This is a genomic window from Bosea sp. F3-2 (assembly GCF_008253865.1).
Taxonomy (GTDB): domain Bacteria; phylum Pseudomonadota; class Alphaproteobacteria; order Rhizobiales; family Beijerinckiaceae; genus Allobosea.
Genome location: NZ_CP042331.1, coordinates 974,724 through 991,484, shown reverse-complemented (window position 1 = coordinate 991,484; position 16,761 = coordinate 974,724). Strand labels below are relative to the sequence as shown.

Sequence of the window (16,761 nt, the reverse complement as noted above, 5' to 3'; positions counted from 1 at the left end):
TTCTTTCCGCCAGCGAGTTGGGCGGGGCATCCTGCGGCGATCCGTCGTGCTAGGCGCCTCGGCCTGCGGCGCGGGCGCGCCTAGCCGAATAGTCGAACTCTGAGAGCGTCGGACAATTGGATGCCGGCGATCGCCACTGCTGTCCCGACACAATCCGCTCAAGGCTGAGAATACTTGGATTGGTATCTTTCTTCGGGAGCGAGCCACTCCGCGAGAAAGCCAAGCGGGTCTTGCTCGCCCAGCATCGCTCTCGCCAACACCAAGCGCGCCCGAATATGGGCACGGCGTTCGTCATCGACCTGCTCTAGAAGCCGCTCGGCCTCCTGGAAGAAGCGCTCAACAACGGTAGCGGCCGCCCACTTTTCCATGATCTCAGCAAGCTGCTCTTTGCTGTCTGCCAGCGCTCGCTCGACAGACCTACGGTCCTCTTGGCGGCGATACCGTTCTTGCGCCTCAGCCCACTCCTTGCGCCGCTGGGCGGCCGCCTTTTCTTCGGCGAGGATCAAAGCCTGGAGCTCTGCCTCGGAGCTTTGAATCCGTGCGACTATCGAGGGAACGAGCGACTTGAGGTCAGCCGCTTGCGTGTCCTGCCAGCTCACAGACCAGTCGATATTGGCGAGAGGAGAGTACGCTACGAACCGAAAGCGGCCGCACGGCAGGTCTTGCTCCCTGGTCCATGAGTGCGTGAGCTGCCAGGGCTTGGCTGAGCGTGCCAGCTTGCTGTCTTCGGGCACGTAAGCGCCGTCGAGGTACCGCATTGTCACACGCTCGGTCATCTCGGTTAGGACCAGGCCGACGGGGATGGAGCTGACATGGGTGATCGTGGGACGGCGTGGCGACCAGATGCTGCCTGTCTGATAGCGCCCGTACTTGCGGTCTTTGCGCGGGACTTCCTGCTCGTCGACGTGAATGCGCCGCATCTCCTGGTCTGCAGGCGCGAACATAACGCGAAGCCCTTTGAGATCGAGATCGCTGTAGATTTCGTTCGCGAGATCGAGCGCGTCGACCAGGTGGTCTGCCGAAGCCACAATGTCGGGCAGGAGATACTTGTACGGCCGGAGGAATTCATTCTTCTCGTCGGAGCGCGATTTTCGGAAGGACTCCTCGACACCGATCAGCATCGGATGGCGCGTCGGCCTATGCGGGCGATCGGCTGTTTTTCGTTCCGCGCGCTGATAGACGCGCTTCGGCCGAGGCGCTGCCAAGGGTTGGTTTCTTTCCCAACGCACCTGATCTCCAGGCGATGCGGCGGGTAGTTCAGGACGGGGCTCTTCCCTACCCACAGCCTTTTTCTGCCAGTATCCAGCTGGTGGCCTGGGCACATTGAGCGCCTCGCAGACACGCGCGAGGAGGTGGTGGTTCACGCCGAGGTCCGCGGCCAGGTGGTTGATCGGCGTGGCCCAGACGCGCTCGTACAGCTTTTCGCGTGTCATGCCAGCCGATGCGGATGTTGGGGTTTCCGGGCTCATTTCGTACTCGTGGCCACATCTAATCGGGCCTTACAATCTCAAGGAGACGCGTGCTTGAGTGAAGCCCGGATGACAGGACAGCTGACGTCCGAGGCGTGCGGCTATTCGCCGAGAGAAAGCGATATCCCCGTTCTCGATTTCTGGGCGGTTCACCGCCGACCATGCCCGATCCTCAAGCCCGTGCCGCCGGCTCCGACTGGGAGCCAGCCGAAGTCGCCGCCGTCGTCGCTGACTACTTCGCGATGATGGCCGATGAGTTCGCCGACCGCCCCTACAACAAGCGCGAGCACAATCGGGCGCTACAGGCGCTGACCGGCCGCTCTGCTGGCTCCATCGAGTTCAAGCACCAGAATATCAGCGCGGTACTGTCCGAACTGGGGCTGCCCTGGCTGCGCGGCTACAAACCCAGAGCGAACTACCAGGAGGCACTTGTCGCGGAGGTCGGCAGGCACCTGCCATCCGCAATCTGGCTGCAGGCGGTCCCGGCAGATCGCCCAGCTCCAGCAATACCGGTGGGCGACTTATTCGTGCCACCACCAGAGCGCCATCGAAAGCGTGCTTCCGCACCCCTGGAGCGCCTGGTGCGGAAATTCGATCCAGCCGAGCGCGATGAGCGCAACAGAACCCTTGGCAAGGCCGGCGAGGAGTTCGTTGTCGAGGTTGAGGAGCGGCGCCTGCTCGGCGCTGGCCGTCGTGACTTGATGAGCAAGGTCCGGTGGATCGCTCGAGATGACGGCGACGGCGCGGGTTTCGATATCCGGTCGTTCGAGGAAGACGGCCGCGAAACGCTGATCGAGGTCAAGACCACTCGCGGCGCCAGAACCACGCCCTTCTATCTCACCCGCAATGAACTAGCCGTTGCCGGTGAGCGGCCAGAAGCCTGGCGGATCTACCGCGTCTTCGAGTTCGGCGAGGCTTCCAGGATATTCACGCTCAAGCCGCCCTTGGAAGAAGCCATCAGTCTGACGCCATCGACCTGGTCAGCGTCGTTCAGCTACCCGCTACTTGAAGCTGGTCAAAACGATCATCGCGCTGCCGAGCACTGACAGCATGACCAACCCGAGCGCTAGTGCGAGCATCGCTTTTCTCACGGGATACCAACCTGAGCCTGGCGCGCCTCGTGGATGTTGCTCCGCGGGCGCGAAATGGTTCGCCGCCATATGACCGATCGCAGCCCCCGGTATATGGCGAATGGCGTTCGATCGATTTCGTTCGTGATCTGGGTCCATCAAGCCAGCCGTGCGTGTCGCTTTGATCGCGATCGCGGCACCCAAGGGGGTTTGGACGTCTCAAGACCTCGCACCGCTCTGAGTTGCACCACTGGGCATGGCCGCCGAAAACGCTTCGGATGCTCCTCCAATGCTGGGCGGAGCAAAGTTAGGCGTGGCGCGTAGGATGCGTTCGACCAGTTCCTGTTTTTCGGGCGTGGCAGCGGGCCGGCCCGCCAGATGCGGCAGCACATCACCGTGAAGTTGCGCCCGCAGTTCCAGCCAGCGCGCTTTCAGCACCTGCCAGTTGTGGTCGTCGTAGGTCCCGCTGACCACGACCGGATGGATACGGATGCGCGGCGGATCGCCCCCACCCCCCCTGTTCTGCCAGTCGCGCAGGTCCCGTAGCCAGCGGCTATTCTTGCGGTCTACACGGCCGATCTGCTGCTCAACAATGCCGGGGTTCCATTCAGCATGCAGCAAGACGACGGTGCGGCACGCCTCATGCAGGTTCAGCCCCTCGCGGCCCACGCGGGACTGCGCGAGCAGCACCATGGGCCACGTTGCTGCGCGGTTGAAGGAGGCCTGCAACAACCGCCGTGTCTGCGGCGCGGTCGCCCCCCACATCATGCGGGCAAAATTGCCCTCGCGACCGGAATAATCGCGCAGATGCGTTTCCAAACGCGCTTGTAACGCTTCGTCTCCATCGGCCTCGTCATCGCCCATGAGCAAGGCTTGCAGCGCATTGAACCGCTTGACCGCTTCTTCCGCAGTCCATGATTGATCGTGGGGGCTATCACGTAAGTCGGCCAACGCCTCGAGAAGCGTCCCGATATCCCCCTGCAAATCATCCCCGGCGTCGTGCTGCAACAGCGACAGTAACCGCACGGCCGATGGATTCGTCTGCATGTTGGCCAGATCGTGGCGTAGCCGAGTCAGATCGGTGCGGCGCTGGCTGGTCCATGCGCGATAGCGCTCGGCCAGCAGAGCGTTAATTCCGGCAATCTCGCCGTCTTTGGTCCAGAGGCCAGGATCGCGCGTGGCGGCCTGGACGGCGGGGATGTTCTCCTTGCGCACCGAACTGGCAGGCCAGTGGTGCCCTTTTTCGAGACGCCGCAACATCTCGCGCGCGTCCAGTAGCCGGGTAAGCGCGCCGAGAGGCTTGATGAAGCGGCCAAAGACCAGAACCTTTTCACCCTTTCCCGTGTAATCCTCGATCAGCCGGACGGCGGCAAGGATCGCAGGATGGCTGTATAGATCTGCTGGCTGACGCTCGAAGGCATCCAGCCAGACGGAATGCCGGCTCTCCGCATCATCCGGAGGCAGCGGGGCCTCGGCTTCGTCGTCCGAGGCAAGGCCGAAGCCATAACCCTGAGCGACCGAAAGCCGCGCCCGCTTGATGCGCGGATCATCCTGCGGCAGCAGCGATAGTGCCTCGGCCGCGCAGAAGCGGCGCAGCCAGTCTCGGGTGAAGCCTTCGGTCTCGGGCAGAACGGGCACATCTGTCACCACGCGATAATCGCCGTGGCGGTCCCGAAAGGCACGGTATTCGGGGTCGTCGCGCTTGTCGCGGCGGAGGACGAAGGGGCGCAGAGCGTCGCGAAACCGGGCGGCAGAGCTCTCGAAGCCAGTGGTTAGCTGTTCGTCCAGTTCCTCGGTCTGTGCGCGCCTGACATCATCGACATAACCGCGGATCCATTCCCAGAGACCGCCAAGAGCCGCCACGTCTCGTTCATCGTCCCTGCCGCTGATCCGTCCCAGCGTGTCGATCCACTGCGCAGCGTCCAGCTCGACCGGGGTCGCGGTCAAGCCGAGGCGGAAGGGATCGTTGCCTTCCCAGGTCACCGGGCCAAGGATGCGCGACAAGCTGGAATCAGCACCTCGGGCCTTATGCGCCTCGTCTACGACGACGAGGTCGAACCGACCCAGGCCGTAGCCGATCAGGGGCAGAATCTTGCGCTTGTAGTCATCGGCCGAAAGCCATTTCGGGTCGCCGTCGAGATCATAATCAAGGCCGTGCGCTTTGATGGCCTCGGCGATCGCGTGGGCGGCACGGCGGCTAGCATAGACTTGGCCGACTTCGCCCGGACGAAAGTTCTCGCGGATGAAATTGCGGCGTCGTCCTGCAACCAGGCGTGCAACATTCGGCAGCAATTCACGCCGCCAGCCACCGGCCGGACCTTCGCCTCGGTTGGGAAAACGCATTGCAGCGAAAGTGTGCGAGATCATCAGGATCGGCTCGGCCGCCCAGCCATGTTCGGGCAATTCGCGCTGCTGGCGCCGGTCCATCAGCCACTTTTTATGGCTGCGCTTGCGTCTGTTGCTGCCCTCTGCATCGTCGACATCAAGGAACCCCCCAATGAAGCCATCATAACTGCGCAAGGGAAGCAACGTCGCATTATCGGGATTGAAAAGGCGCAGTTCGGCCTGCCATTGCGCACCAAGCCCTGCAGGTACGATGATTGCACTGCGCCCTCCGGCTTGCCGGACAGCCTCGATCAAAGCGATGGCGATGCGGGTCTTGCCCATGCCGACCTCATCGGCCAGCAGCACGGCACGCTGGCCCGCGCGGATGCGCCGAGCCAGTTCGGCAAGGCTGGCGCGCTGTCCCGTGTCCAGAAGCTCAGGCTGACTCTGCGCAAAGCCTTCCAGTTCAACCGCGACTTTCAACCAATCCATTGTCATACAGCCGTCGCAGCCCAGAGCGAAGGGCAGTCGCCCAATTGCCATTCTTTGGCCGCCTCGGTGAGTGCGGCCTCCAGCAACGATTCATCCGCGCCATCGGGACACATGCGCGGATCGGCCAGCACGGGTAGCGGATTGGCCAAGGCGTGACGAAAAAACCCGATCATCGCCTGTTCCTGCGGCGCGATTGCATCAAGGTTCTGGCGTAATTCGCGGCACCAGCGTTGCCAGTCGCGCGGGTCGATTCGAGCCTGCGTTTCACCTAGACGGACTAACAGGTGCATCATCCTGCGGATGGCATAGGTTGCCGGCGGCGCCTCGGGCGAGTCGGAGGCATCAGCCAGCGGCTCGCCGCCTTCGGGACCGTCCGCGGGCTGGTCGCGATCAGGCGGCTCGGGGAACGAGCCGAGGCCAGCCAACACATCCTCGACGGTCATTTCAGGTTGGCGCGGTACAACGAGAACACCTTCAGCGATCACAGGCAGGCGCCAGCCACCTACTGCGAGCGTGACGACTGCGGGGGCGGGGGCGGGCCAGTCGCAGGGCGTATTGCGGGGCGCGCCATCGGGGCCGATAACAGCAAGGAGCGCGTTTTCGGGGGCCGATAGCGTGCCGTCTTGCCAGAACAACCACGAGACCGGAGGCAATGAAGCGGGCTCTTCCGGTCGCTCGAAATCCTCGCCTGGCAGAAGCGTTCCGAGTTTTACTGTTTCGTTGAACTGGACGGGCAGCAGGCTGCGGATGCCATCTCGGCGACGCCATGTCAGCCCTTTGGGCAGGTCCAAGATCACCCCTGCTTCAAGATTGCCGCCCGCATCAGCTGCAGTTTCGAATCCGGCGCGGCTGAGATTGCCTGAACCGAGGTAGAGCCGGCCCGTGATCTCCTGTTCGCCTGAGGCCAGCAGTACAAATTTGGCATGTAGTCGCGCATCCTGGCTATGCACCATGGAAACCGGCTGACGTAGCTTCCATCCCGCATCTGTCAGGGCCTGCGCGCGTGCGGCAAGGCTCTGGCAGGACGCAGGATTGAGAAACAGGTCCAACTCCGCATCCTTTGTAAGAGCCTTGTCCCGCAGCAGGGCCTGTCGCAGCCGCTCGGGGAGGCCGGCACCGCCGTCGCCCTTGGTCTCGAAATAGCCCGACCCGAGGATCAGCCGATTCCCTTTCCTCGACGAACCGAGTCTCGCGATGACCTGCGGGGCCAGTGCTTGTGTGCGGCTGTCGATGAAGCGTGGCCGCTGCGTGGATGCGGGCAGGCTGTCGACGGCGGCAGCAAGCCGAGTATCGGGCCGCTGGCCGTCATAGTCACGGTCGATCAGCGCGCAATCGGCCCGCCCGCGCAGCCATTCGAACATTGCCCACGCGGCGCGCAGATCGGCGACATCCTGGAGGTCGGGACGCGCCGGATCCACGTCGATCGACCAGAACAGGTCGATGCTGTCGGTGAGCGGATCTTGCGTCCAGTTGCCGGTGCTGACAGCGAGGCGGATGATATAGCCGTCACTCGCGCGTCTGCGAAAGCCCAACAGCGCCACCTTGGCATGCAGCAGGTTGTAGCCCCGGTCACGCAAGCGCATCCAAATCCATGCCAGCCCCGGGACGTCAGAAACGGCATTGACCGTCGGATGGATGAAGGCCGCCAGTGCAGGTCGCGCCATCTCACCGGTGAAGATGCGCCGGATCTGGCCGAGCACCTGTGGCGTCGCAGTAAAGCCGCAAAGTAAGCCGAAGTCGCCGAAGCAGTCCTGTGGCGGCATGAACAGCGTGTAGAGGGTTGTGTGCATCAGGCGGCCTCTTGACTGCGGGTATCGCTGCAGCCCGGATTGACCCTGCCGGCGAGTTCAGCTGCAAGACAGTACAGGTTGTAGAGCCGGAACAACTGCGGCGCGAAGGTGTCGACATGCAGCGGTTGGGACGTCACATCGGGATTCTCGATCGTCAGGGCATCGCCCGCCGCCGGGCCGAGACCCAGACGATCCCCGCGCCAAGCAATCACAGTGCCGTCGCGTTCGGCGAGTTTTTGCAGAAGTTGCGGCACCGGCAGGCTCCTGATCTCGGCTAGGAAGGCGCGGCTGATTCGCTCGCCTCCGGCATCGATCCGATCGCCCTTGTCCTCAGCAAGTCGACTCAGCGTTTCGATCTGACCAGCTGCCTCGCGCATTGCATCCTCCGTAGACAGGCGCACGGGCTGGTTGTCATCGCGCAATTGCAGCAGCCTCTGTTCCAGCCGGTCCAGCACGGCCAGGGCGGCATCTCGCAGGGCTATGAACGCCCCCCCGGCGCGCAGGTCGGTCCAATGGGCAGCGTCGATGCCCGGCAGAGGTTCGGCGAACTCGAGTTGCGCGGCGCTTGGGCCGGTTCCCAAGGCGACGAGATTGCGCCGCCGCATGACGTTGGGATCATCGCCTTCGATCAACCGTGCTTGGATCAGCTTGCGGACCTCGGACGGCACCTTGCCAGTGGGGGAAAGCCCCGAGATCACCTCGCGAAGACCGCGAGGCTCAACGCCACGCCCCCAAGCGCACAGCAGACGGCGGTATTCCTTCATCACCGGCAGTTCCAGCATCTGCCGGCCGGCGTGGTGGATGCGGAATGCGCCATAGCGGCTGCCCTGCACAAAGCTCAGGGCGACGAGGGGCTGCACCATAGCCATGCGGATCGGCTGCACCACATAGGTGCCGCGCCGGGTCAGGTTGCGAAAACTCCAGTCGGTCAGCCCCTGCATCTTGCGGGCGCCGCGCACCCGGCGATCTGCTGGCCCCTCTATGGCTTGCCGCATCATCAGCGCTTCGACAGCATTGCCGACAGAAAGTGCGGGCCGGCCGAGTTCCTCGGCAATCGAGACGGCGAGCACAGACCATAGGACCGGCATGGGAAACCACATGCCACCCAGTCCCGGCACTGCACGGTCGTTGAAATGGCGCACAGCGACCGCCAGCCCCAGATTCTGCTGCCGCCGCGAGGTGATTACCGTATCCGGCGCTAGTATTCCCCAAGACATCATGTCGTTCCGACCTCCGCCGCATTCGCGCCAGGCTGCATTCTTTCCCCATCTTCACCCTCCGACGATGCCCCAAAACACCACCGCGCCTTGCAGCGGGCGCCAGCCGCCACCGTGCAGCCGTGACCGGCCAGCCCAGGCGTCAGTCGGGCGTTCTGATGGACGTTCATCCGGGGTTATTCGGTCCAGGAATTGGAGCTTCGCAACCCCAGCCTCTCAGCACGGCCCGGGATGGATAGCTTCGGTACCTAGCGCCCCGCGCAATCCACGCCTTTCAGAGCGCTCGGTCAACGAATGAGCACTTCCACGCGCCGCCGGGTCTTTCGAGACATCTACTCTAGACCAAGCCAATCCGAACCACTGGTGAAGAAGGTAGCTGGACATTCCGTTCAGCTTTCGCACCTGAGCGATATTCCATCACGCGCTGGGTTCTGGGGCCGGCAGGTCGTCCGTCGAGATTTTCATCGCGCCGACGATCTGCCGCTCGACGAACGCCTCTGGATTGGCGCCGACGTCAACGCCCAGGTCCCGCGCAGCGTTGAAAATGTTTTCCTTCGCCTTGGCCGAGAGTTCACGGTTCGCCGAATGCACCACCAGCACGGTGACGATCGGGAGACCGTGGTCAACGCAGTAGGCGGCGACACGTCCCAGGGCCTGCTTGACGATGGTCGCGGTACCCTGTCCCTTCCACTTCTCGTTCGGCCGAAAAGCCGACCAGAGGTCGCCATAGGTCAGCTTGGCATCGGTCGAAACTTTCGCGAGCTCGATGATCTTGATGAAACTCTCGCGCGTCCCGAACGGATTGGGTTGCCGACGCAGCTTTTCAAGCCGGACCTCATGGAGGGAGTACTTTCCGCCCGTCGTCTTGCCGAGCCGGACGTAGTTGGCTTCCAGATTGCCGAGCTCCTTGGCCGTTAAATCTGCAATCGTCATGTTTCCCAAACTCCAGCAACTGACAGCCATGCTTGCCTGAGCCGATTCAAGGCCTGCCAACAGCCAAGCGCATCCAATTCATCGCAGGTAAGCTATCCCGACGATACGTCAGTTTTGGTCGCCCGTGGCAACGTGGACCGCAAGTGCCCGGCGCAGTTCATCAACCATCAAAGCTCGAAGGCTCTCAGGCGCGATGATTTCGATCTGATCGCTCCATGAAAACAGGTGCCAAGACAGTTCAAGCATGCCGCTGGCCTGGAAGGTGACAAGGATGGATCCGTCACTTTGCATTGTCACCTGCTGGCTTGGATGGAAAATCCACCGCAGTGCGTCCTGAGCGCGATCCGGCTTGATCCTAAGTACGACGTGCTCCAGCGCCCCGTGGAAAGTACCAAATGAGCGGCGGGCAAATTCAGCGAGGCTGAAGTCGAGCGGCAGCACAGCGGGTGTGTCTTGGATCTCCAGCTCCTGAATGCGATCCAGACGCCAGGTCTTTGGCCCGACCTGCAGTCTCTCGGCCGCAACGAGATAGTTGGTTCGCCCAAAGAGCAGACCGTACGGCACCACGTGCCGTTGTTCGCCCGGCCGTGATCCACCATTATAGACGAATCGCACTTCGCGAGATGCCTTCAAGGCGTGACGAAGCTGTAGAAGCAGACTGCCATCTTCGATGGCTCTGGGCCCCGGCTGGATGGCGACCATTTCAGCTTGGAGCAGCGCTTCCACGTCGGGTTCCAATCGTCGCAAGGCTGATGAGCGCAGCGAGGCCTTCAATTTGCCTTCAAGCGACAAAAGCGCATTGGCGCGGTCGACATTGCCAGCGGCCTGATAGGCAAGCGCTGTCGTGTTGAGAGCAACCAACTCCTCGGCTGTCGGAGCTTGGAACAGCCGATCAAGCCCATTGCTGATGCGGAAACGCTTGTAGGGCGGATCGTCCACCGCTTCGAGCTGCGGGAAGATCTGCTCGATTGCGTCCCGCATGCGCTCTGCGGTGCGTCGACCAACTCTGGCAATCTGTGCCATTTCATCCAGGGTCAGCCCCTCGGCCGAACCGGCTAGCGCCCTGGCCAAATCAAGAAGTGCTCGCGTCTTTTCGAATCGCAACGGTCACCCTCGATCCGCTTTAAGCGCAAACCGTTCGGTCAGGTACCATCTAGGTATCCATGAGAACTCTACGACCGATTCTGACGCACCGTCGTGACAATGTCAGTTTTCAATCCGGTGCGCGAGCGAGCATCTCGCACAATTGCTGATTTCAATCTCCAGCCGAACTCGCATAACGAGACTAGGCTTTAGACGGTGAGGATTTCTGTGAAAGCAATTCGTCGGACCGTCATCACGAGTGGCCGTATGGCAACGCGCTCGATCCGCGTCGACATGGCCAAGAACGGTGCGTTTGGCACCTCCGTCATGACCTTCGAGCAGGCGGCTGCCCGCCTCGCCGGCGGCTTTTCTCGCGGCATCGACAACGACACACTCACCGGCGCGATCCATGAAGCTCTGCCGTCCACCGACCTCGGCGAGCTCGACGGGATCAAGCTGCTGCCGGGCATGACGAGCGCTGCGGCCGAGACCCTGCACAAGGTCTGGCGGGCCGGCATCGATCTCCAGACAAGAGCGGGCGAGAACGCGCGCATTGCGGCAGTTGCAGCCCTTGAGCGGGCCGTCATCACCAGGCTCCCCGCCGGCATGATGCGGCCGGGAGACCTGGTAGAGCGTGCGATTGCTCGGATCGAGCACGCTCCCGCGGTGCTTGGACCGATCGAGATCATTGGCCAGACCGAGATGTCGCCGTGCTGGCGCCCGCTTCTGCTAGCACTGACTAAGCACGTGTCGGTCACCTGGAAGGCCGGGCCGCGGCATGTGCCGGCCTGGCTCGATGGCGGCGGCGTCGAAATCGCGCGCGCGGATCCTGTATCGCCGACGGTAGCGAGCGTCAGCGCCGCGACCGCGCTTCACGAAGTGATCGAGGCGATCCGCTGGGCGCGGGAGTGCGTTGCCTCGGGGCGAGCCAAGCCCTCAGAGATCGCAATCGCCGCAGCAAGCCCTGCCGATTACGACGATCACATGCTGACGCTGCGCAGCGATGCCAATCTCGATATCTGCTTCGTCCACGGTACGAGCGCCATGGCAACGCGCGACGGACAGGCTGCAGCCGCTCTCGCCGACATTCTCGCGCGCGGCCTTTCGCAGGCCAGGCTCCGGCGCCTGGCATCGCTGTGCAAGAACACTAAACCGTTTGCTGACCTGCCTGAGGGTTGGTCTCGCATCCTGCCGGAGGATGCCCCGCTGTCGTCGGTGTCGGCCTGGAACCGGTTCCTGGCGCATACCTCCGCCAAGGACTGGCCGGATGACGTCGATCACGGTCAGAAGCTCAAGGCGATCATCCAGACGCTCGCTGGAGGGCTGACAAAGGCCGAGGAGATCGGGCGAGAGATCCTGCCGAAGCCGGCGCTTCGGATCTGGCTGAAGGCTCTGGAGAATGGGCCGGCGGTCGCGGTGCCAATCACGCTTGGCGGGATCCGCCTCGACGATAGCGCGCCGGCGCCCGCTTCTATCGCCTGGATGCCGGCCTCAGCACTATCGGCAAGTCCGCGGCCCTTCGTTCGCCTTCTCGGGCTGACTTCGCGCGCTTGGCCGAGGCTGGCGTCAGAAGATCGCTTACTGCCCGACCACATCATCCCCAGCAATGAGATCGACCCGCTTCCGATCGGAACGGCGGACCGGCGCGACTTCGAGACCATCCTTGCAACCACGCGCCAGGAGGTCGTGCTATCGCGGCCTCGACGCGACGGCGAAGGCCGCATGCTCGGCAAAAGCCCGCTCCTACATGGGCTCAGTGGCGAGGACATCTATCTCCAGCGAAACCGGACGCCGGCGCATGCGATGAGCGAGGTCGACCGTCTGGCCGCCAGGGTAGAGGAGTTCCGCATCACGCCGCTCGCAGCCTCGGCCGAGGGCTGCTGGATCGACTGGCATGTCGCTGAGATCACACCTCACGACGGCCTAGTGCGAGCAGATCATCCGGCACTCGAATTCGTCCTGGCCCGCAGCCAGTCGGCGACCTCGTTGCGCAAGCTTTTGCGCGATCCCCTCGGCTTCGTCTGGCGTTATGGCCTGGGTCTCAAGGCGCCTCGCATGGGCACCGAGCCACTGACCCTCGACAACCGAGGCTACGGTGAAATTCTGCACGCGACGCTCGATGGCGCCGTCAAGCGCCTCGAGGCTGCGGGTGGATTGGCCGGCGCCAGCCAGGAGCTGGTCCGGATCGCGATCACGGCGGCGGCCCATGAGGTCGCGGCACAGTTCGAGGCGACACAGGCCGTGCCACCGCCAGCGATCTGGAACCGGACTCTCGACGATGTGCGCGATCTCGCAGGCATTGCCGTGCGGCCGCAGGACGAGGAGCCTTTGCCGGGGCAGAAGAGCTATACGGAAGTGCCGTTCGCACGAGCCGACCACGAGGCCTCTGCCGATCTGCCCTGGGATCCCAAACAGTCGGTCAAGATTCCCGGTACCGGCTTCCTGATCTCCGGCTTCATCGACCGGATCGACCTCGCGGGTGACACCAGCATCGCCAGGGTCAGCGACTACAAGACGGGCAAGCCGCCCAAGGCCAGCGAGCCCTTCATCATCAACGGAGGCAAGGAGCTGCAGCGCTGCCTCTACGCCTTTGCCGTGAAGGTTTTGCTTGGCGACGAAGTCCAGGTCGAGGCCGTGCTGCGCTATCCGCGCTTCGGCAGGACGGTCCCGCTTGAGAACGCGAACGCTGTGCTGGGGAACCTGACCGAATACCTTGCTACAGCGCGGGAAAGCCTGAAGGCCGGGCGCGCCTTGCCGGGCCCGGACACCACCGACCAGTACAACGACCTTCTCTTCGCGCTGCCGGCGAATGCGAAGAACGGCTACCACCCGCGAAAGCAAGGAGCGTCGACAACAATGCTCGGACCGGCGGCAGCTGTTTGGGAGGCGCTTTGATGACTGCCGTTTCGAGAAACCTACCCGACCAGGCGAACCGTATTGTCGCCATGACCGCGCATGACCGTTCCCTCTTGATCGAGGCCGGCGCAGGATCCGGCAAGACCGCAATCATGGCCGGACGCATCGCCATGATGCTGGTCTCAGGCATCCGCCCGCGCAGCATTGCAGCCGTCACTTTCACGGAACTTGCGGCCAGCGAGTTGCTGGCGCGCGTCCGCCATTTCGTCGAGGAGCTGTCGGCCGGCCGTGTTCCGGTCGAACTCGCCAGCGTCATCCAAGGTGAGCCCGACGCTCAGCAGAAGGCGTACCTTCGGCGTGCCAGCCAAGAAATCGATGAGATCACCTGCTCGACGATCCATGGCTTCTGCCAGAAGCTGATCAAGCCCTATCCGGCCGAATCCAACATCGACCCCGGCGCATCTGTTGCCGATCGCAACGACGCCGATTTCGCCTTCATGGATCTGAGGGATGCCTGGATCCGCGATCGGCTCGGGGCAAACGGCAGCCCGCTCCTGATCGAGATGGTCGCAGCCGATCCTGGCGAAACAGTTGCTGCGATCGAGCGCGTCTCCGACTGCATGCGTCGCTCGCGCGAGATCCTGCCCCCGCCGTCGCGGGCCGTGGCGGGCACAGCCCGCGACTTCAGGCAGGCCGTCAGCGCGCTGCGCGCTTTCATGAGTGGCGCACCCTGTGTGGATCCCGACACGGCCGACTTTGTGGTTGCGTTCGAACGCATGGCGGCAACTGTGCTGCCGGCACTCACAGAGGAGGGGCCGGCAGTCCTGGTCCGCCTCGTCAACGAGGTGCCCAGCGATGAGCTTTGCACCAGCACCGGCGGCTTCAAGGCCTATCGTCGCAAGGGCGCGTGGGGCGCTGCAGCTAAGGCGGCAGGGCTCTCCAAGGCTGAGGGCGATCGACTCTTCGGCGAGGCGGAAACCCTCTACAAGGCTGCATGCGACGCCTGGACGGAGCTTGTCTCGAACGCGGCCGGCCGCTTGCTAGCGACGCTCATGACCGAGCTGCGGCCGCTGCTCGACCAGTTCCGCGACTACAAGCGTGCGGCCGCCCTGCTGGACTTTGACGACCTGATCGAATCCGCGCGCGGCCTGCTGCGCAATCATGAGCCTGTCCGGCAGGCGCTGGCTTCCCGCTACGCGCATGTGCTTGTCGACGAGTTCCAGGATACCGATCCGGCCCAGTCAGAGATCTTCTGGCGTCTGTGCGGTGAGGATGTCGACGGTTCCGGTGATTGGTCCGCACGTGCTTTGCGGCCGGGCGCGCTGTTCCTGGTCGGCGATCCCAAGCAGGCGATCTATCGCTTCCGCGGCGCCGACGTCCGCGCCTATGTCGCCGCGCGCGAAGCCATCGCCGCGCAGGATCCCGCCAATGTCCTTTCGATCGCCACGAACTTTCGCTCGTGCCAGTCGATCCTGGAGTTCGTGAACGGGCGTTTCGAAACACCGCTCTCGATCGAGAACAATCAGCCAGGCTTCACCGCACTCGATCATTGGCACGCCGATCGCGGCGAGCATCCTTGCGTGGCGGCCCTCGACTTCGAGGGGCCAGCGGAAAAGGACGCGGAAGCGAGCAAGGCGGCTGAGGCGGAGGCCGTCGCGGAATTCTGCGCGCGTCTGATCGGCAGCCACCAGGTGCATGATCACAAGACCGGCGAGATCCGCCTCTGCCGGCCGGGCGATATCGCTCTGCTGGCGCCGACGGGCAATGGGCTCTGGCGCTTCGAGGAGGCCTTGGAGCGCCGCGGCGTGCCGGTCGCCACCCAGGCGGGCAAGGGTTTCTTCTGGCGCCAGGAGATCCAAGACCTGATCGCGCTGACACGTGTTCTGGCGGACCCGCGCGATACACTCGCTTTCGGCGCGCTGCTGCGTGGACCGCTCGTCGGACTGACCGACGAGGTGCTGCTTGATATCGCCTGGGCGCTGCCACGTAGCGACGGCCAGGAAGGCCCCGGCCGCTTCACGCTCTGGGCGGAACTCGACCTTGTTGCTGACCCTGTCGCCAAAGACGTCCTGGCGCGCCTGCAGAGCCTCGCCAAGCGTGGTAACGCGACGACGCCTTATGATCTCTTGTCCCAGGCCATAGCCGAGATGCGGGTGCGGCCCACGCTGCTTGCCAGGCACCAAGGCCAGGCCGAGCGCGCGCTCGCCAACGTCGATCTCTATCTGACGATGGCCCGCCCCTATGCGATCCGAGGCTTGCGCGCCTTTGCTGAGGCGATGACATCCGCTTGGGAGGATGACAGCAAGGCCGGCGAAGGCCGTCCGGACGCCCAGGAGGAATCCGTCTCGCTTTACACGATGCACGCGGCCAAGGGGCTTGAGTGGCCCATCGTCCTGCCAGTGAATACCTCCACTGGGATGATGAATTCGGTTGGTGCAGTAATCGAGCGCGGCACCTTGCATCTCTACTGCAAGATTTTTGGTGTCGCGCCGGCCGGCCATGACCGGGCGACCAGCGATGAGAAAGAGGAGATCGCTCGTGAGCGGGTCCGGCTCTGGTATGTCGCGGCCACAAGGGCACGCGACCTACTAATCCTTCCGCGCTCGTCCAGCGGGGTTGACGCCCGCAGCTGGCTCGGCGTGGTTGATCTCACGATCGGCGATCTCCCTGGTGTTGATGTCTCGACCTATGCCGATGCAGTTCCGGCTCCGCTCGCAACTGCGGTGAACGGTCAGACGCGCACGGCGTTCGAATCTGAGGGGGCTTTGATCACCACCGCGTCCAGGGGACTGTTCTGGAAGGCACCGAGCGATCACCGTGACGCCGACAAGGCGGATCCCGTAGCGGACGAGCCAACGGTGATTGGCGGAGGAGAAGTCTCAAACGATGACGACCTGCCCGTGGTGATCGACATTCGTGGCGGCCGCGAGCGCGGTCTCGTCATGCACAAGCTGTTCGAGGAGGTACTGACCGGCGAAACGGCAGATGACCAGAGCAGTCTCGCAGCGCGCGCCGCAGTACTCATCCGTGAACTCGGGCGGGCGTCGGCGGATCATCCCAGACAAGGCTGCAATCCGGCTGAGCTCGCCGCCGCCGTGTCGAGGGCCTTGAACCTGTCAGAGGTCGCTGCGGTCCGTGGCTCACTCGTCCCCGAGTGCCAAGTCTACACCTTCTCGGAGGGAGATGGCGCGGACACCGTGACTTTCGGTATCGCCGACGCAATCGGGTTCAACGATGCCGGGGCGTCATTAGTCATCGACTGGAAGAGCGATGTCGCTCCTGATGAGAAGACCGTCTCCGGCTATCGGGCACAGGTCACGGACTACCTGAACGCAACCGGCGTTGCCGTTGGCCTGATTGTATTTGCAACCACCGGGCGGGTAGAAATGGTGAGGTTTGCAAACAATGCGAACCTTTGAGAAGCCAGACTGGCGATCGCACCAACTCGACTGCGTGCGCCATTCGGAGACTTCCCATCAAGTCGGCAGGGCGACGCCGGATCGATCGAACGGGGATCGATATATGG

The 16,761-nt window shown here is 63.4% G+C and carries 9 protein-coding genes; 3 read left to right on the top strand and 6 right to left on the bottom strand.

The annotated features are described in order from the left end of the window. Positions 1–158 precede the first annotated feature (158 nt). Positions 159–1,469: a hypothetical protein gene (locus FQV39_RS04570; RefSeq protein WP_248313244.1), complete on the bottom strand. Its 1,311-nt coding sequence runs from the start codon at positions 1,467–1,469 to the stop codon at positions 159–161. Positions 1,470–1,630: 161 nt separating this feature from the next. On the opposite strand from FQV39_RS04570, the gene FQV39_RS04565 reads away from it, so the two are divergent. Then, positions 1,631–2,515, top strand: coding sequence for a protein NO VEIN domain-containing protein (locus tag FQV39_RS04565; RefSeq protein ID WP_149129226.1), 885 nt, complete (start codon positions 1,631–1,633; stop codon positions 2,513–2,515). Positions 2,516–2,758: 243 nt separating this feature from the next. On the opposite strand, the gene FQV39_RS04560 is transcribed toward FQV39_RS04565, so the two are convergent. The 5 genes from FQV39_RS04560 to FQV39_RS04540 all read right to left on the bottom strand — a co-directional run bounded on the left by FQV39_RS04560 (position 2,759) and on the right by FQV39_RS04540 (position 10,400). Next, positions 2,759–5,356, bottom strand: a complete 2,598-nt coding sequence (locus FQV39_RS04560) for a helicase (RefSeq protein ID WP_210251165.1) — start codon at positions 5,354–5,356, stop codon at positions 2,759–2,761. Between the two features lie 2 nt (positions 5,357–5,358). Next, on the bottom strand, positions 5,359–7,146 hold the full coding sequence (locus FQV39_RS04555) for a hypothetical protein (RefSeq protein ID WP_149129225.1): 1,788 nt from the start codon (positions 7,144–7,146) through the stop codon (positions 5,359–5,361). Next, positions 7,146–8,366, bottom strand: coding sequence for a hypothetical protein (locus FQV39_RS04550; RefSeq protein WP_248313243.1), 1,221 nt, complete (start codon positions 8,364–8,366; stop codon positions 7,146–7,148). Before FQV39_RS04550 ends, FQV39_RS04555 begins: the two co-directional genes overlap by 1 nt. A gap of 414 nt (positions 8,367–8,780) precedes the next feature. After that, positions 8,781–9,296 (bottom strand): hypothetical protein, encoded by a 516-nt coding sequence (locus FQV39_RS04545; RefSeq protein ID WP_149129224.1) that lies wholly within the window; start codon positions 9,294–9,296, stop codon positions 8,781–8,783. Positions 9,297–9,404: 108 nt separating this feature from the next. After that, positions 9,405–10,400, bottom strand: coding sequence for a helix-turn-helix transcriptional regulator (locus FQV39_RS04540; RefSeq protein ID WP_149129223.1), 996 nt, complete (start codon positions 10,398–10,400; stop codon positions 9,405–9,407). 246 nt (positions 10,401–10,646) lie between these two features. Here FQV39_RS04540 and FQV39_RS04535 point away from each other — a divergent pair, with 246 nt between their 5' ends. After that, complete coding sequence (locus tag FQV39_RS04535) at positions 10,647–13,274, top strand: PD-(D/E)XK nuclease family protein (protein WP_187640170.1); 2,628 nt, start codon at positions 10,647–10,649, stop codon at positions 13,272–13,274. Continuing rightward, on the top strand, positions 13,274–16,654 hold the full coding sequence (locus FQV39_RS04530) for a UvrD-helicase domain-containing protein (RefSeq protein ID WP_149129222.1): 3,381 nt from the start codon (positions 13,274–13,276) through the stop codon (positions 16,652–16,654). The genes FQV39_RS04535 and FQV39_RS04530 overlap by 1 nt, the downstream gene beginning before the upstream one ends. The last annotated feature ends 107 nt before the right edge of the window (positions 16,655–16,761 follow it).